At 69.7% G+C, this 17,435-nt stretch carries 13 protein-coding genes; 2 read left to right on the top strand and 11 right to left on the bottom strand.

Annotated elements, in window-relative coordinates; all coding sequences use genetic code 11:
- Nucleotides 1-145 precede the first annotated feature (145 nt).
- The 6 genes from RC1_RS20460 to RC1_RS17845 form a co-directional block, all read right to left on the bottom strand.
- Nucleotides 146-688, bottom strand: a complete 543-nt coding sequence (locus tag RC1_RS20460; RefSeq protein WP_012568851.1) for a hypothetical protein — start codon at nucleotides 686-688, stop codon at nucleotides 146-148.
- 141 nt (nucleotides 689-829) lie between these two features.
- Complete coding sequence (locus RC1_RS17865) at nucleotides 830-2,104, bottom strand: ABC transporter substrate-binding protein (RefSeq protein WP_012568850.1); 1,275 nt, start codon at nucleotides 2,102-2,104, stop codon at nucleotides 830-832.
- A gap of 80 nt (nucleotides 2,105-2,184) precedes the next feature.
- Entirely contained in the window at nucleotides 2,185-3,390 is a 1,206-nt protein-coding gene (locus tag RC1_RS17860; RefSeq protein WP_012568849.1) for an MFS transporter, read from the bottom strand.
- 66 nt (nucleotides 3,391-3,456) lie between these two features.
- On the bottom strand, nucleotides 3,457-4,620 hold the full coding sequence (locus tag RC1_RS17855) for an ABC transporter ATP-binding protein (RefSeq protein ID WP_012568848.1): 1,164 nt from the start codon (nucleotides 4,618-4,620) through the stop codon (nucleotides 3,457-3,459).
- A 57-nt stretch (nucleotides 4,621-4,677) separates the two neighbouring features.
- Complete coding sequence (locus RC1_RS17850) at nucleotides 4,678-5,511, bottom strand: carbohydrate ABC transporter permease (protein ID WP_012568847.1); 834 nt, start codon at nucleotides 5,509-5,511, stop codon at nucleotides 4,678-4,680.
- Between the two features lie 11 nt (nucleotides 5,512-5,522).
- The gene (locus RC1_RS17845) at nucleotides 5,523-6,479 is read right to left on the bottom strand and encodes a carbohydrate ABC transporter permease (protein WP_012568846.1); all 957 of its coding nucleotides are present in this window, start codon (nucleotides 6,477-6,479) and stop codon (nucleotides 5,523-5,525) included.
- Between the two features lie 375 nt (nucleotides 6,480-6,854).
- Here RC1_RS17845 and RC1_RS20455 point away from each other — a divergent pair, with 375 nt between their 5' ends.
- On the top strand, nucleotides 6,855-7,430 hold the full coding sequence (locus RC1_RS20455) for a helix-turn-helix domain-containing protein (protein ID WP_012568845.1): 576 nt from the start codon (nucleotides 6,855-6,857) through the stop codon (nucleotides 7,428-7,430).
- A 28-nt stretch (nucleotides 7,431-7,458) separates the two neighbouring features.
- On the opposite strand, the gene RC1_RS17835 is transcribed toward RC1_RS20455, so the two are convergent.
- Genes RC1_RS17835 through RC1_RS17825 form a run of 3 tightly spaced genes read right to left on the bottom strand, consistent with a single transcriptional unit; the run spans nucleotide 7,459 to nucleotide 12,331 of the window.
- A complete protein-coding gene (locus tag RC1_RS17835; protein WP_012568844.1) occupies nucleotides 7,459-8,583 on the bottom strand; it encodes an ABC transporter permease in 1,125 nt (374 codons plus the stop codon).
- A 3-nt stretch (nucleotides 8,584-8,586) separates the two neighbouring features.
- Nucleotides 8,587-11,355, bottom strand: a complete 2,769-nt coding sequence (rbbA, locus tag RC1_RS17830; protein ID WP_012568843.1) for a ribosome-associated ATPase/putative transporter RbbA — start codon at nucleotides 11,353-11,355, stop codon at nucleotides 8,587-8,589.
- Complete coding sequence (locus RC1_RS17825; protein ID WP_012568842.1) at nucleotides 11,342-12,331, bottom strand: HlyD family secretion protein; 990 nt, start codon at nucleotides 12,329-12,331, stop codon at nucleotides 11,342-11,344. Before RC1_RS17825 ends, rbbA begins: the two co-directional genes overlap by 14 nt.
- 410 nt (nucleotides 12,332-12,741) lie before the next feature.
- On the opposite strand from RC1_RS17825, the gene RC1_RS20450 reads away from it, so the two are divergent.
- Nucleotides 12,742-13,851, top strand: a complete 1,110-nt coding sequence (locus RC1_RS20450) for a PAS domain-containing sensor histidine kinase (RefSeq protein ID WP_148213498.1) — start codon at nucleotides 12,742-12,744, stop codon at nucleotides 13,849-13,851.
- On the opposite strand, the gene RC1_RS17815 is transcribed toward RC1_RS20450, so the two are convergent.
- Nucleotides 13,829-14,272 (bottom strand): hypothetical protein, encoded by a 444-nt coding sequence (locus RC1_RS17815; protein ID WP_012568840.1) that lies wholly within the window; start codon nucleotides 14,270-14,272, stop codon nucleotides 13,829-13,831. The genes RC1_RS20450 and RC1_RS17815 overlap by 23 nt on opposite strands.
- A gap of 109 nt (nucleotides 14,273-14,381) precedes the next feature.
- Entirely contained in the window at nucleotides 14,382-17,351 is a 2,970-nt protein-coding gene (locus tag RC1_RS17810; RefSeq protein ID WP_012568839.1) for a TonB-dependent receptor plug domain-containing protein, read from the bottom strand.
- Between the last annotated feature and the right edge of the window lie 84 nt (nucleotides 17,352-17,435).

Genomic DNA, 17,435 nt, shown 5'->3' with positions numbered 1-17,435 from the left:
CTTCCTTTTGTGCCGGAAGTGGGGCCGCTCTTCGGGTCCGCGCAGGGCGGGCACGAAAAAGGGCGGCCGGCTCCATGGCCGACCGCCCTTTTCATGATGTCGTGCGAGACTGTCCCTGGGACGCTTCCGGCTACGCCAGCGTCCGTTACTGCGTGCGTTCCACCTTGTAGAGGCGGGAGGTGCGGCTGGTCAGCAGGTTGTAGCTGCCCAGCGCCCCGCGCTCGATCGTGACCGTATCGCCTGCGGAAAGATCCAGGCGGACCGTCTCCGTCTGCCGCCAGACCTGGCCGTTGGAGAGGGTCACGGCGATGCGGCCCATGCCGGCCTGACGCACGGATGCCACCTGGGCGGTCAGCGCCTCGATCTCCTGCGGCCGCGGCGCGGCGACGCCGGCCGGCTGCCGCACGTTCTCGGCACCGAACTTCTGTTCCGGTGACGCAACGGCCGGCGGCACGGCATAGGTTCCCGACGGTGCCGTGGGGCGGATGCCGCCGACGCGGGGGCTTTCGGCCGGCGGCAGCGCCGTCGCCGGACCCAGCCGGTCATAGCAGGCGAGACGCGCCTGCGGGTCCTGCATCTGACGGCAGGCGTCCAGGCTCTGCGCCGTCGCCGTCCCGGCGAAGGCCGCGACCAGGACGGCCGGCGCGGCCGCCCAGGCCCGGCCCGGGTACTTGGCAAGCAAACCCATCCTTGGCTCCAAACCGATGCGAAGGTGATTCTCTGCCGGTCTAGATAGCCAATCCGGGCGGACCCGGCATCTCCTTTCTCGCGGAGCGGCCTTCGGTCCCGGGGCTGCGGACCCGGCCCACAGGGTCCGCAGCGGCGCGATCTACCAGCGCCCGCCCCTGCTCAGACGGTCCAGCCGGCGTTGCAGGTCCTGCATCGCCACGTCCGCCTGACGCTGGCCGGTCAGGACGGAATGGACGGCCGTGAAGAACTCGGTGGAGACCTGGTTGTAGCGGTCCCCGGTCACGGTCGCCGGCCGTGCCACGGCGTTCTTCAACGAATCGACCAGTTCGCGCATGATCGGCACCGCCTTCAGCGTCTCCTCATCCTGGTAGAGGGACTGGATGGTCGGCAGGAACGACCCCTCCATGGCGCGACGCTTCTGCTCCTCCTCGCCCGCCAGATAGCGCACGAGGTCCATCGCCGCCTCCTTGTTCGCCGAATAGGTCGAGACGGCGAGCTGCCAGCCGCCCAGCGTGCCGGAATGCTTGCCCTGATCGCCGCCCTTGGGCAGGGCGGCGACACCGACCTTGTCCTTGACGGGACTGTCCGGGCCCTGCGCCAGCGACCAGGCATAGGGCCAGTTGCGCATGAACACGGCGTCGCCCGACTGGAACACGCCGCGGGCCTCCTCCTCGCCGTAGTTCAGGGAGCCCTGCGGGGTGATCGTGCCGATCCAGCCGGCGGCCTTCCCGATGGCCTCGACCGCCTGCGGGTTGGCGACCGTGATCTCCCCGTCGCCGGCGACGATGCTGCCGCCACCGTGGCTGTCGATCCACTCCAGCGCGTTGCAGGTCAGGCCCTCATAGGCCTTGCCCTGGAAGACGAAACCCTGGAGCCGCTGATCGCCCTCCTTGCGTTCGCCCTCGACGATCACCCGGGCCGACTCCTCCATCTCCGCCCAGGTGGTCGGCACCGGCCTGTCGTACTTCTCCAGCAGGTCCGTGCGGTAGTAGAGCAGGCCCACATCGGTGAACCAGGGCATGCCGACCAGCCGGCCGTCCACGGTGTTGTTCTCGACGATGCTGGGGAAGTGCTTCGCCAGCGTCGCCTTGTCCACGGCGCCGGACAGATCCTCGAAATGCTGCGACAGCAGGCCGGGCCAGATCACGTCGATCTGGTAGACGTCGATGTCGCCCGACCGTGCCGCCAGCATCTGCTGGTAAAGGGCCAGCCGCTCGGTGGCGGAACTGGGCGTGGAGACGACCTTGACCTGGTTGCCGGTCTTCTGGGCCCAGGCCTCGGCACCCTGCTGGCAGAGTTGCAGCTCCGCCCCCAGCGCCCCGCAGGAGATGGTGACGGTCGCCGCCATTGCCGTCTTCGCCGCGGCCAGCGCCGCGGTCGCGGCGGCGGCCAGGATCAGGCTCTTCAGTCCCATGGTCCGTTTCCTCCCGTGACGGTTCGTGTTTTGCGCCGGGCCGGACTCCGCCTGCCCGCCGTCATGGAACGGCCGGCGACTCAGGTTGTTGCGTGCGGGGGCAGGCGGGTGCCCAGCAGGGGCACGAGGGCCAGCAGCGCCGCCACGGCCGCCAGGGCCCAGGGCAGGGTGACCGCCTCCGCCAGAAAGCCCAGGCTCGGCGGGCCGCCCAGAAAGGCGCCGTAGCCCACGGTCGAGACCGCGGCGATGGCCAGCCCGGCGGAGGCGCCGGCCGCCCGGGCGGCCAGCAGCAGCGTCAGCGGGAAGATACAGGACAGGCCGGCGCCGACGATGCCGAAGCCCAGCACCGTTGCCGTCGCGGACGGCACGGCGACCGCCAGCGCCAGGCCGCCGGCGGCCAGCATCCCGCCGCCCGTCAGCACCGCCCGCGCCCCGGCCCGGGCGATCAGCCGGTCGCCCGTCAGCCGGCCCGCGGCCATGGTGGCGGAGAAGAGAGCGAAGGCCGCTCCCGCCGCCTCCGGCCCGGCAGCACGCCAGTCTGCCAGCAGGATGGCACTCCAGTCTGCCACCGCCCCTTCCGCCAGCAGACAGATCAGGGCGATGGCCGACAGCCCGCCCAGCCCGCGCAGGGCCGCGAGGTGGAAGCCGGCATGGCCGCCGGCCGCGGCGCGCCGCAGCATCTGCCCGGCGGCCAGCACGCCCACGAGGCTGGCAATCGGGCCGATCAGCAGGAACTGCGTCGCCGGGTCCGCACCCGACCCGGCCAGGAGTGCGGCCGTCCCGGCCCCGGCCAGCCCGCCCAGGCTGAAGCCGCCGTGGAAGCTGGCGAAGACCGGCCGGCCCAGGCGGCGCTCCACCTCCGCCCCCTGTACGTTCATGGCGACGTCCAGCGTGCCGCTGACCGCGCCGAACAGGACCAGCGCCGCCGCCAGGGCCGGCAGGTCGGAGGCCAGCCCGGCGAGCGGCAGTACCAGCCCCAGCAGCGCGGCTGCTCCCAGGCAGATCGGCCGTGTCCCCCAGCGCCCGGCGGCCCAGCCCGCCGCCGGCATGGCGACCACGGCGCCGGCGGCGATCCCCAGCAACGCCAGCCCCATCTGCCCTTCCGAGGCGCCCAGGGCCGTCCGTATTTCCGCGACGCGCGGAACCCAGTTGGCGAAGACGAAGCCGTTGACGAAGAAGACCAGGAAGACGGCCCAGCGGGCGCGTCCGGCCCTGCGGACCATCTCCGCGGCTTCGTCCGATCCCGGCACCGTCGCGGCGGTCTCGAGCGGTGTCAGGCTGTCCATGCGCGTGGTGTCCTCGGCTCCGGCCGGTCTGTCGTGCGTCGTCCGGGAACCCGCGGACAGGGGTGGTCAGGCGGCGGAACTGGCGGTGGACCCCGGCGCCGCTTCCGCCTGATGCGGTGCCGGCTCACGCTGGCGGCGGAAGGCGGCTCCGTCGGCATCGAACAGGTGCAGCCGGTGCAAGGGCAGCACCACCTGCACCGGGCTGTCCAGCCCGATCATGACCGTGCCCGGCTGGCGCACGGCAAGCGTGCTTCCGTCGGCAAGACGGACATGGACGATGCCGCTTTCGCCGAGCTGCTCCACCAGCATGGCGCGGCCCGGGATGCTGGCCGACGGCACGTCGGACTCCGGTTCCCCCAGCGCCAGATGCTCGGGCCGGACGCCCAGGGTCAGGTCGGCGCCGGGAGTCTCCATTCCTTCCGGGATCACGGGAATGACCGCCGTGGCCCCGCCGGGCAGGGTGACGGCGATGCCGTCGGGCTGTAGCCCGGCCAGAGCGACCTTCAGGAAGTTCATGGACGGCGAGCCGATGAAGCCGGCGACGAAACGGTTGGCCGGATGCTCATAAAGCTCCAGCGGCGAGCCGACCTGCTCGACCCGGCCGGCATTCAGCACGACGATGCGGTCGGCCAGGGTCATCGCCTCGACCTGATCGTGCGTCACATAGATCATCGTCGCCTTCAGCTCCTTGTGCAGCCGGGCGATCTCCAGCCGGGTCTGTACCCGCAGCGCGGCGTCCAGGTTCGACAGCGGCTCGTCGAACAGGAACACCTTGGGATGGCGCACCAGCGCCCGGCCGATGGCGACGCGCTGGCGCTGGCCGCCCGACAGCTCCCGCGGCTTGCGGTCGAGCAGCGGCTCGATCTGGAGCAGGCGCGCCGCCTCCTTCACCGCCGCGTCGGTCTCCCCCTTGCCGGCCCGCGCCAGCTTCAGCCCGAAGGCCAGGTTCTCGTAGGCCGTCATGTGCGGATAGAGCGCATAGGACTGGAACACCATGGCGATGCCCCGGTCCGAGGGTGGCCGGTCGTTCACGACCTCGCCCCCGATCATGACCTCGCCGCCGGTCGGTTCCTCCAGCCCCGCCACCAGACGCAGCAGGGTGGACTTGCCGCAGCCCGACGGGCCGACGAAGACGATGAACTCGCCGCTCTCGATCGACAGATCGACGCCGCGGATCACCTGGACCCTGCCGAACCGCTTCTCCACGTCGCGGAGTTCGACCGCAGCCATGGTTTCCTCCCTCTTGTTCGTTTCCTTGCTCGTTTTCCGGGCCGCCGGACCGGGGGATCAGCCCTTCACGGCGCCGGCGGTCAGGCCGGCGACGATCCGGCGCTGGAAGATCAGCACCAGCACGATCAGGGGCACGGTGACGATGACGCTCGCGGCCATCACCCGTCCCCAGGGCAGCTCGTACTGGCTGGCCCCGGTGATCAGCGCGATCGCCACGGGGACGGTCCGCATCTCGTTCGACAAGGTGAAGGTCAGGGCGAACAGGAACTCGTTCCAGGCGGCGATGAAGGCCAGCAGCCCCGTGGTCACCATGGCCGGCCACATCAGGGGCAGGAACACGCGGGTCAGGATGACCCAGGGACTGGCGCCATCCACCAGGGCGGCCTCCTCAAGTTCCTTGGGCAGCTCCCGCATGAAGGTCGCCAGCACCCAGACCGTGAAGGGCAGGGTGAAGATCAGATACGACAGGATCAGGCTGGTCAGGGAGTTGTAGAGGCCCAGGATCCGGACCAGTTCGAACAGCCCCGACAGCACGGCGACCTGGGGGAACATGCTGACGGCCAGCACCACCATCAGCAGGAAGCCACGGCCCCGGAAGCGCACCCGGCCCAGCGAATAGGCAGCCGTCAAGGACAGCAGCAGCGACAGGGCCACGACCGAAACGGCAACGATCACCGAATTCAGGATGTTGCGGGCGAAGGGCTGCTCCCGGAAGACGGCGGCGTAGTTCTCCCAGACCGGGTCGGTGGGGATCAGGTCCGTGCTGAACAGCGCCTGCCCGCTGCGCAGGGAGGAGACGATCGCCCAGTAGAACGGGAACAGGGTGTAGAGGAGCAGGACCGCCACGAGGACGTAGAAGAGAGCCTGTCCGATCTGCCGTTTCACACGCATGCCGGTCCCCCTCAGCGGGTGTCGGCGGCCAGCCGCACGCGGCCGACCGTCAGCAGGATGATGGTGATCAGCAGGATCAGCAGCACCAGCAGGGTGGATGCCGCCGAGCCGTAGCCCACGTCCTGGAAGTCCACGAGGTTCTGCCGGGCATAGACGGACAGCGTCGCCGTGGCCGGATTGCCGCCGGCCAGCACATAGGCCAGATCGAACATGCGCAGGGCGTCCAGCGCCCGGAAGATGATGGCGACCATCAGGGCCGGCCGGATCAGCGGCAGCGTCACCCGGAAGAAGACCCGCACCGGATGCACCCCGTCCACCCGCGCGGCCTCGTAGATCTCGGTCGGCAGGGTCTGCAAGGCCGCCAGGATCAGCAGCGCCATGAAGGGCGTGGTCTTCCAGACGTCAACCGCCACCATGGCCCAGAGCGCCGTGTCGGGATCGGCCATCCAGGCCACCGGGGCGTCGAGGATGCCGATCCCGACCAGCAGCGTGTTCACCACGCCGTAGAGGTCGTGGTACATCCAGCCCCACATCTGCGCGCTGATGACGGTCGGGATGGCCCAGGGCACCAGGACGGCGGCCCGCATCAGGCCGCGGCCCGGCAGGTGCGCGTTCAGCACCAGGGCGATGACCATGCCCAGCAGCGTCTCCAGCACCACGGAGGCGGAGGCGAATTTCAGCGTGACCCAGGTGGCCTGCCACCAGCCCGGATCGGTCAGCAGGTAGCCGAAGTTGGCGAAGCCGATGAACGCCGCCTCTTCGGTGCTGCCCAGTCGGGCATCGGTGAAGCCCAGATAGACCGTGCGCAGCAGCGGCCAGCCCGCGACCAGCAGCAGTGCCACGACGGTCGGCAGCAGGAACAGCAGGGCCGCGCGGCGGCGGCGCTGTTCCAGGCGGCCGACGGTCTCGCCCCCGATCCGGTTCCGGTCCTCGGCCCCGGTCAGGCTGCCGGGCGTGGTTGCCGTCATCGGCGGCCTCCCGTGCGGCGGGACCTCTTCCCAGGGGTGGGGGCGGACGGTTCCCGCCGCGGCCGTCTTCCGACTGGCATGCTTCATCCTCCCGTCCGATCCGTCCGACCCGGGAGCCGGCGGATGCCTTTTCTGCTCTGCCTGCAAGGATCAACGGAGCAGGACGGGATTCGTCCCCGCGGACGCGGGTATCCATGCGCCGGATTCAAGGGGGAGTAGCCCGTCGGTGCCGGGCGGCTGTCCGTGGGGGCTGACAGGGCCGAGCCCTTCCGGATTCGCGCAGCCGGCGAATTCCGGTCCGAATACACGCGTGTTTTCTTCGCGCGCTTTTCGCGTTATATACTCGCCGGGCAATATCCAGCCAGTGGTGAGACCATGGTGGAAAAGGGAAACCGCGGGCGGCGCGGGCCGCGGCAGAGCGAAGAAGACGCTGCCGTTTCCGCCGCCCTAGGGGAGCGGGTCCGGGCGCGTCGTGGTCTCTTGGGCATGACGCAACAGGAATTGGGCCGAAGGGTGGGTCTGACCTTCCAGCAGGTCCAGAAGTATGAGCGCGGATCCAATCGGGTGGCTGTGCCAACTCTTATCAAGCTCGCCAATGCGCTGGACACTACCCCCGCCGATCTTCTCGAAGGTCTGGGAGCGACGCAGGTGGGGAGCCGGGATGCGGCCCTGGACCGCGAAAGCCTGAATCTTCTCTCGGCAAGCCGCCGTATCCCGGCCGGTGTGCGCCATGCCATGGTCGGGTTGGCGAAGGCGCTCGCAGAGGGGCGGAGTGTGGACGCTGCCTTCCTGGATCAGGAGAGCGAACCGGCCGGCCTGTCCGTGGACACGGACAACGGCGCGGGCGCCGCCCCGGGGGACGGCGCCCGGCGACAGGGTCGCAGGCCCCGCCGCCGCCGCGGGGCCATCTGGGACCCCGCGGACATCGAGCGGGCCGCCCGCCGCAGCTGAAGGGCGCCCGCCGCGCCCTTGGCGAACGCTACTGGCTGCGCGCCAGCATGGCGCGGAACTGGGACAGGGCGACCAGCAGGAAGACAAGGCCGAGCCCCGCGAGCAGCAGCATCTGCGGCCACACGGTCTCGATTCCGGCACCACGGAAGAGGATCGCCTGCGCCAGCTTCACGAAGTGGACAGCAGGCGAGGCCTGGAGAACGGTCTGAAGGCCATCCGGCATGCTTTCCACGGGGGTGGTCGAGCCGGACAGCAGATCGAGAATCAGGAACACGGGGATCGCCAGCAGGCCGAACTGGGGCATCGACCGGGTGAGCGTCGCCAGCAGGATGCCCAGTGAGGTGGTGGCGAACAGATAGATGGCCGTACCGCCCAGGAACAGCAGGATGGAGCCTTGGATGGGCACATCCAGCAGCGTCTGGACCACCAGCAGGAGCGACAGTCCCACCGCGAGCAGGATGATCAGTCCGTTGGCCCAGATCTTCGCCGCCGCGATCTCGCTGGCGGTCACCGGCATCACCAGAAGGTGTTCGATGGTGCCGTGCTCGCGCTCGCGGATCACCGCGGCCCCCACCAGCAGGATGGACAGGATCGTCACGCTCCGGATCACCTCCATCACCGACTGGAACCACATCGATTCGAGGTTCGGGTTGAACAGCGCCCGGGTGACCAGTGTGATGGGGAACGGCGTCTCCAGCGCCGGCGTCAGCAGAGCCGCCGTTTCCCGCTGGATGATCGACTGCACGTAAACGGACCCAAGACCCGCCTGGGTCATGGCGGTGGCGTCGATGTTGAGCTGCACGATCGGTTCATGCCGGCGCAGCAGGTCGGCCTCCAGCCGTGGCGGCAGATCCAGGGAGAAGGTGATCTCCCCCGAATCCATCGCCGCGTCCACCTGTGAGCGGTCCATCAGGACCGTGCGGCCGAACTCCGGCGGCAGCAGACCCTGGGCGATGCGGCTCGACAGGATGGAATGATCGCCGTCCACGATGGCGACGGTGGCGTTCTCCACCCCTGTCTTCACGCCCGTCGCCACCTCGTAGATGGAGAGAGTGAAGCAGTAGATGATCAGGCCCAGCAGCACCTTGTCGGCCATGAAGCTGGCCAGTTCCTTGGCGCCCAGGCGGAAGACGTTCTTCAGCCATTGCTGCATGGTTCAGCGCTCCTGCTTCGCCAGCATCAGGCTGGCCACGATCAGGAAGCCCGCGCAGAATCCGAACAGCACGAAGAAGTCCAGGTAGAACGCCTCGAACGGCCGGATCTTGGCGAAGGTCCCCAGGCTGACGTTCTGGAACCAGAGGGCCGGGAATCCCAGGCCGATCCAGTGCCCTGCCCCTTCGACGGTGGCGGCGGGATAGAGGAAGCCCGAGAAGTTGATGGACGGGACCGTGGTCAGGATCGCGGCGGCCGCCATGGCCGCGACCTGGGTCCGGGCGAAGGTGGAGACGACCAGCCCCAGCCCCGTCGCTGCCCCGACATAGAGCAGCCCTCCCAGCAGCAGCGCCGGCAGCGAGCCCCGCACCGGGACGTCGAACAGCAGATCCGCCAGCAGGACCAGCGAGAGGAAACTGGTGAAGCCGATCACGATATAGGGCATCTGCTTGCCCAGCAGGAACTCGCCCACGCTGGCGGGCGAGGCGTAGAGGTTGCTGATCGACCCGATCTCCCGCTCCCGCACGACGCCGACGGCCGTCAGCATGGACGGGATCAGAATCATCAGAACCATGATGCAGCCGGGCAGGATGGCGGCGGCGCTGCGGAAGTCCTGGTTGTAGCGGAAGCGGGGTTCGACCTTCGGCGTCGGGGCGCTCTGCACCGGAACGGACGCCTCGGTGGTCAGCAGGCGGTTGGCATACTGCAGCGCGATGCCCTGGACATAGCCCCGCGCCGTCTCGGCCCGGAACGGCATCGCCCCGTCCAGGAAGACCGCCAGCTCCGGACCGTGCCCGCTCAGCAGGTCGCGCCCGAACCCGGGCGGGATCGAGATGACCAGCTTCAGCTCGCCCGAGCGCAGGCGGCGGTCGATCTCCGCATCGGTCAGGATCGGTGACCGTTCGGAGAAGTAGCGCGAGCCGGCGAACTCTTCCACCAGTCGCCTGCTTTCCAGGCTCTGGTCGCGGTCGAAGACGGCGTAGGACAGGTCCTCCACGTCAAAGCTGATGCCATAGCCCAGGGTGACCAGCAGCAGCAGCGGACCCAGCAGCGCGAAGGCCAGGCGGATGCGGTCGCGCAGCACCTCGACCATCTCGCGCCGGGCGAAGGCCCAGACGCGTCCGGCCGAGACGATGAACGACTCCGGGTTGGCCTCCGCCCGTCTCCGGCCTGCTCCGGAGTCCGACTCCGTGTCCGCGCCAGCGGTGCGGGGGGCGTCGGCGGCGGGCGGCGCCGTGCCGGGATCGCCGCCACCGGCCGCTTCGAGCTGGGCGATGAAGGCATCCTCAAGGCCGGCATGGCCGCGGGCGAGTTCCGCCGGCGTGCCGACCGCCAGCACCCGACCGGCATGCATCAGCGAGATGCGGTCACAACGCTCCGCCTCGTTCATGAAGTGGGTGGAGACGAAGATCGTCACCGCCCGGTCGCGCGACAGACCGCCCAGAAGCTGCCAGAACATGTCGCGGGCGGCGGGGTCCACGCCCGAGGTCGGTTCGTCCAGGATCAGGACCTCGGGGTCGTGCAGGCAGGCGGCGGCGAGCTGCAACCGCTGACGGATGCCCAGCGGCAGCGATGCGGGTTCCGTGTCGGCCGCGTCGCGCAGGCCGAACCCGTCCAGTGCCCGCTCGATCCGGGTGGCCACCTCGGCTTCCGGGATACGGTACAGCCGGGCATGCAGCAACAGGTTGTCGCGGACCGACAGCTCCTCGTAGAGGGAGAAGGCCTGCGACATGTAGCCGACGCGCAGCCGTGTCTCGATGCCGCCCGCCGTGACCGGGCGGCCCAGCAGCGCGGCCGATCCGGAACTGGCCGGCAGCAGCCCGGCCAGCATCTTCATGGTGGTGGTCTTGCCGCAGCCGTTCGAGCCCAGGAAGCCGAAGATCTCGCCCCGGCCGATGCTGAAGCTGACGTGGTCCACCGCCGTGAAGCTGCCGAAACGGCAGGTCAGGTTCTCGGCCTCGATGGCGGGGGGGCCATCGACCTCCCGCCGGGGCGGCATGACCAGGGCCGCATGGCTCCCGCCCGCAGGATCCAGCAGGGCGCGGTAAGCCTCTTCCGGTGTCGCAGCCCCGACCCCGGCCAGGACCTCCGCCGTCGTGCCGGCTGCCAGGATGCGACCGGCATCCATGGCGACCAGCCGGTCGAACAGCGCCGCCTCTTCCATGTAGGCGGTGGCGACGATCACCGTCATGCCCGGCCGGTCGGCGCGGATGGAGGCGATCAGGGACCAGAACTGGCGGCGCGACAGCGGATCGACGCCTGTCGTCGGTTCGTCCAGGATCAGCAGGTCCGGATCGTGGACCAGCGAGCAGCAGAGCGAAAGCTTCTGCTTCATGCCGCCCGACAGCTTGCCGGCCGGCCGGTCGGGGAAGGGATGCAGGCCTGTCGCCTGCAGCAGCCGGCCCACGCGCTGGCGCCGCTCTTCGGCCGACAGGCCGAACAGCCGGCCGAAGAAGTCGATGTTCTCCGCCACCGACAGCGTGGGGTAGAGGTTCCGGCCCAGGCCCTGCGGCATGTAGGCGATACGGGGGGCGGCGCTGTTGCGGTGCGCGGACGAGGCCATGTCGCCGCCCAGCACCTGCACGCTGCCGGTCTGCAGCTTCTTCACGCCGGCGATCAGGCCGAGAAGGGTGGATTTTCCCACCCCGTCGGGACCGATCACCGCGACGGTGCCGCCGGCGGGAACGGTCAGGGAGACGTCGATCAGGGCAGCCGTGGCACCGTAACGGTGCCCGACCCCGGTGACGACGACCGCCGGTTCAGTTGGTGGCATCGGGCAGCCTCGGCGCCAGGGTCTCCGGCCAGGCGACGGTCGGATCAAGGCGGACATAGGCCTGCCCCGTCAGTCCGGCCCGGACATGACGGCGGAAGGTCGCCAGCAGGGCCGGATCGCCGGACAGCTTGACCCGGTACATCAGCTTCTCCCGCTCCTCCGCCGTTTCGACGGATTTCGGGGTGAACTGCGCTTCCGCGGCGACGAAGGTGACCGTGGCGGGGAAGACGTAATCGGGCAGCGCGTCCAGAACGATCCGTGCCTCCGACCCGAGGGCGAGCTGACCGGCCTGCCGGGTCGGCAGGAAGACGGTCATGAACACGTCCGTGAGGTCCAGGAGCGTCGCCAGCCGGCCACCGGCCGGCACCACCTCGCCAAGCTGCACCAGCTTGTATTCGACGCGACCGGCAACGGGGGCGGCCAGGGTCAGTTCCGCCAGCACGGCCTCGATCTGTGCCACCTCGGCCTCCGCCGCCTGCTTGGCGGCCTCGGCGTCGGCGACGGCGGCCTGGGCGCCCTTCACCGTAGCCTCGGCCACCGCGTTCGCGGCCTTGCGCCGGTCCACGTCCATCACCGGACCGGCGGAGCGTCGCTCCAGTTCCACCGCCCGGCGGAGTTCCACCTTGGACAGGTCGAATTCGGCCTCGCGGATCCTCTGTTCCGCCTGGGCCTTGACGACGGCCTCCTCGGCCCGGCGCACGGAGGCGCGGGCGGCGAGCAGGCGGGCGCGGGTCTCGTTGTCGTCCAGCCGGGCGACGACGGCGCCCTTGGACACGTCGTCGCCTTCGCGGACCAGCATTTCGGCCACGCGACCGGCATATTTGGCCGTGATGTCGATACGCTCGACCTCGATACGGCCGTTCGAACTGGCGAAGCCGTCCGGTACACGGGACGACTGGTTGCTGCTCCAGTATGTGTAGCCGCCGCCCGCAAGGGCGGCGACCGACAGGATGGCGAGAAGGGGGGCGATGCGCATCGGGGGGGACCTGCGCTGCGGTGAAGAGGGGGGAGTCCAGTTAAATCAGGGCGATAGCCTATGGCCATCAAAATTCGACCGCCTTGTCGTGGATCAATTCACGGCCGGCCGGGCGAGACGCCCTGCGGGGGGCGCAGGCGGGATGCCCGAAGAAGCCCCGAGGGATCGTTGAAGATCCTGAAGAGGTCAGATACACCCGTCCGCACGGATGCGGTCCCGATTTTGTCCGTGGGACAGCCCCCGGGTCAAAGAGTATCGTCTTTTCATTGCCGGACATTCCGGCTTCCCTGTGGTTGGAGGGTGTGTTTGTTTCATCGGCCCGGGTGCGGAGATTTCATTGTACGCACCTTGGTCTTGCCGACCGGCCTGCCGTTGGCGAGGCTGGCCGATCTTTCCCGGAGGCCCGAACCGTGACCCCCGAGTTGACTGCCCCGTCACCGCTGCCCCCGGCCCTCGTCCAGCCCCTGTGGGAGGCACTGGACGAGGCGGTCGTGGTCACCGATGCGATGCTGGACCCGCCGGGTCCGACGATCCTCTACGTCAATCCCGCCTTCTCCCGCCTGACTGGTTTCGGCGCCGACGATGCCGTCGGGCGCACACCCGTCATTCTGAAGGGTCCTGGAACCGACCCGCGGGCCTTCGCCGGCTTCAAGGACACGCTGCGCGCCGGTCGGCCGGCCCGGGCGACGGTGCTCAACTACCGCCGGGGTGGCGAGCCCTATCTCTGCGAGATCATCGCCGCCCCGCTGACGCATCCCGACGGAAGCCGCGGCTACATTGCCGTGGAGCGGGAGGTCCAGGCGGCGCCCGCGGTCCCGCTCGCCGATCTCCGTTTCCGGGAATGGCTGCTGGCGGCCTCCGCGCACGATCTGCAACAGCCGCTGAACGCCCTGACCCTGCTGACCGGCGTGCTTGATCTGCGGGCCGGTGACGATCCGCGCTTCCGGGAGCCGCTGGACGGGATGCAGGCGGCGCTGGCGTCGGCGCGGGACCTCTGCGCCACCTTTCTCGACCTCGGCCGGGCCAGCACGGGGCGGATGGACGTGGCGGCGGTGGCTCTGGGTCCCCTGCTGCTCCGGGTGGCGGAGCGGCACCGCCTTGCCGCGGCCGCCAAGGGGCTGGTTCTCGCTGTCGTTCCCGTCCGCGCCGTGGTGCGATCGGACCCCAGACTGCTGGAGCGCATCCTGGACAACCTGCTGTCCAACGCGGTCCGGTTCACGCCGGCGGGCCGCGTGCTGCTCGGCTGCCGCCGGCGGGTGGGCCGCCTGCGCATCGACGTCCTGGACACCGGCCCCGGCATCGATCCCGCCAGCCTGCCGCATCTGGTGGCCGACTACCGGCACGGCACCGGCCCGGAGAGCGGGCAGGGGCTGGGGCTCGCCATCAGCCGCCGGCTCTGCGATGCGCTCGGACACCGGCTGGAGGCCGGCCGCGTTCCGGGTGGGGGAGCCCGCTTCTCGGTGACCCTGGATTTCTGGACCGGAGACGGGCAGGGCGCTACTGCACCCGTCGCACCTTGATCCGGGTCGGGCGGCTGTCCGGCACCATGCTGTAGGACCCGAACGCCCCCGGCCTGACGGTCACCGTCTCGCCGATGCCGATGCGCAGCGGATCGTCCTCCCGCTGCAGCCAGACCTGCCCGTTGTCCAGCGTGAACAGCCAGCGCCCGTCGCGGTCCTGGCGCAGCCCGGTGATGACCGCGCGCAGCCGGTCGGGCGCGCCTTCCGGCGGCGTCAGGGAGAGCTGCTCCGATCCCAGGGCGGGCGGAGTCCCGGGGGCGGGGGGTGCTGTGGATGCGGTGGCGGCGTCGAAGCAGGCGAGCCGCGCGGTGGCGGCCGTGATCCCGCGGCAGGCCATGACACTCTCCAGCGTGTCCGCCGCGGCCCCCGCGGAAGCCAGCAGGGGGAGGAGGGTGGCGGCCGCGATCCGGGCAGGGTGCATGGTCACTCCCGTCGGAGAACTGCGTCGGAAAACCCGCGACGGGCCGGGAGCGGGGACGGTGGGCGTCCCGCTCCCGGTGCTGCGCGTCAGTCGATACCGGGCTGCGGCGTCAGAACTGCGCCGTCAGGCCGACGAAGACATAGCGCCCCAGGGCGTCGTAGACCTGGGGATAGGTGTTGCCGTTGCCGAAGCCGGTGCCGACCTCGGAGCTGACCGGCGGGTCGTTGTCGAACAGGTTGTTGACGCCGGCGTTGAGGGTGAAACCCTCATAGAACTCCCAGTTGGCCGCCAGATCGAAGTAGTCCTGGCTGTCCAGCGTCTCGTCGATGGCGGCGAAGCTGCCGTTCAGGTCCGGATCGTCCGAGGACAGGTCCAGGTTGACCTTGGCGATGTGCCGCCAGCTCAGCGACACGTCCAGCCCGAACGGCGCCGACCAGGTGACGCGCGCCTTGTGGCGCCATTCCGGCAGGGGCACCTCGCAGGTCGGGCCGTAATAGCCGGCGCAGTCGTACTCCACGTCCAGCACCGGCACCGGCCTGCTCTCGAACTTGTCGAGCCAGGTCCCGATGAAGCTGAAGGACAGCCCGCCCCGGTCGGGCAGGCCCAGGTCGGCCAGATCCATCCGGTAGGCCACTTCGAGATCGATGCCTGAGGTCTCCAGCGTGCCGAGGTTCAGGTTGAACGCCTCGATATAGCCCTGGGGGTCCGTCCACAGGCTGCCGCCCGCGCCGCGCTGGATGAAACCGCAGAAATAGGGATCGCCCGTGCGGCCGCACTGGTCCAGCGCCAGCGTCGGCGGCACCGTGCCGATCTGGTCTTCCAGCTTGATGCGGAAATAGTCCAGGGCGACGCTGAAGTTCGCCAGGAAGCCGGGCGTGAAGACCGCCCCCAGCGCGATGGTGTCCGACTTCTCCGGGTCGAGATCCGTGTTGCCGCCGGCAAGCTGGTTGAACTGCCCGGCCGGGTTGTTGAGGATGCGGCCGTACTGTTCCGGGGTGACCCCGGTGTTCGCGCACTGCTCCAGGGAGAAGGTCGGCGTGGCGCCGGAGCAGGGGTCCGCGGACAGGTCGAACAGACCGACGCCCTGTGCCGCGAACAGCTCCCGCACGTTGGGCGCCCGGACGGCCCGGTTGTAGCTGGCGCGCAGGCGGACGTCGGCGGTCAGCGACCAGTCGCCCGCCACCTTGTAGGTGTTGGTCGTGCCCGAGGTGCTGTAGTCGGACCAGCGGTAGCCCAGGTCCAGGCTGAGCTGCTGCACGAAAGGCTTGTCCTGGACCAGCGGGAGGCGCAGCTCCCCGAACAGCTCCCGCACGTCGAAGGCGCCGTCCACGCTGATCGTGGGGCCGCCCTGGCCGGCCAGATCGCCGGTGGTGAAGGCGGCATCGGTGCGCAGCTCCAGCTCCTCGCGCCGGTACTCCGCCCCCAGGGCGATGGCGATGCCGTCCGTCGCCAGCGGACTGCGGACCCCGTACTGGCCCAGATCGCCGGAGACCGAGGCGGTCAGCACCTCCTGCACCGTTTCGCCTTCCTGGAAGCCGGGGGTCTGGAGATAGTCCAGGGCCTCCTGCGTGACGCCGCCGATCTGGAAGACGTTGTAGGGCCGGCAGGCCGGGTCCGTGCCGTCCACGAAGGAGCGGCAGGCGGGCTGCCCGGTTGCCGGATCGGTCACGACATCCAGGGCCCGCTGGCTGCGGGCGATGGAGAAGTCGTTCCGGTAGTTCTCGGCGAACACCACCGTGCCGTACTGGTAGGAGGCATCATAGCTCCACCCCTCCATGAAATCGCCGCGGAAGCCGCCGACGAAGCGGTAGGAGGTGTGGCGCAGATCGTCCTGGCGGCCGCCGCCCTCGACATTGCGGCGGCCGATCAGCAGTTCGGCGGTGTCGTCCGGGCCGAGCCCCTGCGCGGTGCAGAGCGTCGCCGCCTGCTGCGGCGACAGGAAGGGGTTGGAACACGGCGTCGTGAAACTGCCGACGAACAGGCCGCTGGGCGCGATCTGCGCCACCGTCCTGTCGTCATGGAACATGAAGGTGGAATAGACCTCGACCGCCTCGTTGAACTCGTACCGGCCGAAGGCGCCGGCCGTATAGCGCTCGTCCGGACGCTGGTAATAGTTCAGTGGCCCGAAATTGTAGAGGTCGGTCGACAGGTTGAACGGGCGGAAGCCGCCGGTGGCCTGATCGAGCGTCAGTTCCTGGTCGTCGCCGACGACGAAGTAGCCGGGATAGCTGGTGGCGGACCCGGCGCAGACATAGCCCGACCCGTCGTCATTGCTGCCCAGGGCGCAGGAGCTGTAGTCGCGCTTGGACTGAACGACGGGATCGATCTCGCGGTAGCCGGCGTAGATCGTGATGTTGCCCTTGCCGTTGGCCGAGTTCATGCCCAGCACGCCGGTGATGTCCCGGGTGAAGCCGTCCGTGACATCGTCCTTGGGCAGCTCGTAGTTGGCGGCACGGACGACATCGGCCAGACGGTTGTCGTTCTTGTGCTGGAAGAAGCTGTACTGGGCGTCCACCCGGGCGCCCTCGAAATCGTCCTGCATGATGAAGTTGACGACACCGGCGACCGCGTCGGAGCCGTAGACCGCGGAGGCGCCGCCCGTCACCACCTCGACCCGTTCCACCAGGGATGCCGGAATCTGGTTCAGGTCGGGGGCGGAACTGGCGTCCGTGCCGCCCGGCGTGCCGGCGGGCAGCCGCTTGCCGTCCACCAGCACCAGGGTGCGGGTGGGACCCAGGTTGCGCAGGTCCACCGTCGCCGTGCCGGTGGACCCGTTGGAGACGTTGCCGCCCTGGTCGGCGAAGGCCTGGGGCAGATTGTTGACCAGATCCTCGACCCGCGTCGTGCCCTGGAAGGCGAACTCCTCGCTGCCGATGACCGTCACCGGGCTCGTGCTGGTCAGGTTGCCCTGGCGGATGCGCGAGCCGGTGACGATGATCTCCTCGACCTGACCCTGCGGGGTCTGCGCCGTGGCCGGAAGCGCGGCTGCCAGCGTGCCCAGCGCAGCCCCGGCCAGCATGACGGCGCGGAGCGTTCCGGGCGCCCGGCGCGTCCGATGGTTTCCTGTCAGTCTGCTCATTCCCTGTTCCCTGTTCCGGCGGCCGTTGCGGCCTGCCGTTCGTTGTCGCGGGCCGCCCGGCCGCGCCGGGTGGCGGTTGCCGCC

The organism is Rhodospirillum centenum SW (assembly GCF_000016185.1).
Classification (GTDB): Bacteria; Pseudomonadota; Alphaproteobacteria; order Azospirillales; family Azospirillaceae; genus Rhodocista; species Rhodocista centena.
This window is presented reverse-complemented; position numbering and strand designations above follow the sequence as displayed.

Coding starts and splice junctions, on each gene's coding strand:
- RC1_RS17845 (WP_012568846.1), bottom strand. CDS start 6,479: ATGACGGCAACCACGCCCGGCAGCCTGACCGGGGCCGAGGACCGGAAC.
- RC1_RS17815 (WP_012568840.1), bottom strand. CDS start 14,272: ATGCACCCTGCCCGGATCGCGGCCGCCACCCTCCTCCCCCTGCTGGCT.
- RC1_RS17835 (WP_012568844.1), bottom strand. CDS start 8,583: ATGCAGCAATGGCTGAAGAACGTCTTCCGCCTGGGCGCCAAGGAACTG.
- RC1_RS20460 (WP_012568851.1), bottom strand. CDS start 688: ATGGGTTTGCTTGCCAAGTACCCGGGCCGGGCCTGGGCGGCCGCGCCG.
- rbbA (WP_012568843.1), bottom strand. CDS start 11,355: ATGCCACCAACTGAACCGGCGGTCGTCGTCACCGGGGTCGGGCACCGT.
- RC1_RS17850 (WP_012568847.1), bottom strand. CDS start 5,511: ATGCGTGTGAAACGGCAGATCGGACAGGCTCTCTTCTACGTCCTCGTG.
- RC1_RS17860 (WP_012568849.1), bottom strand. CDS start 3,390: ATGGACAGCCTGACACCGCTCGAGACCGCCGCGACGGTGCCGGGATCG.
- RC1_RS17855 (WP_012568848.1), bottom strand. CDS start 4,620: ATGGCTGCGGTCGAACTCCGCGACGTGGAGAAGCGGTTCGGCAGGGTC.
- RC1_RS17825 (WP_012568842.1), bottom strand. CDS start 12,331: ATGCGCATCGCCCCCCTTCTCGCCATCCTGTCGGTCGCCGCCCTTGCG.
- RC1_RS20455 (WP_012568845.1), top strand. CDS start 6,855: ATGGTGGAAAAGGGAAACCGCGGGCGGCGCGGGCCGCGGCAGAGCGAA.
- RC1_RS17865 (WP_012568850.1), bottom strand. CDS start 2,104: ATGGGACTGAAGAGCCTGATCCTGGCCGCCGCCGCGACCGCGGCGCTG.
- RC1_RS17810 (WP_012568839.1), bottom strand. CDS start 17,351: ATGAGCAGACTGACAGGAAACCATCGGACGCGCCGGGCGCCCGGAACG.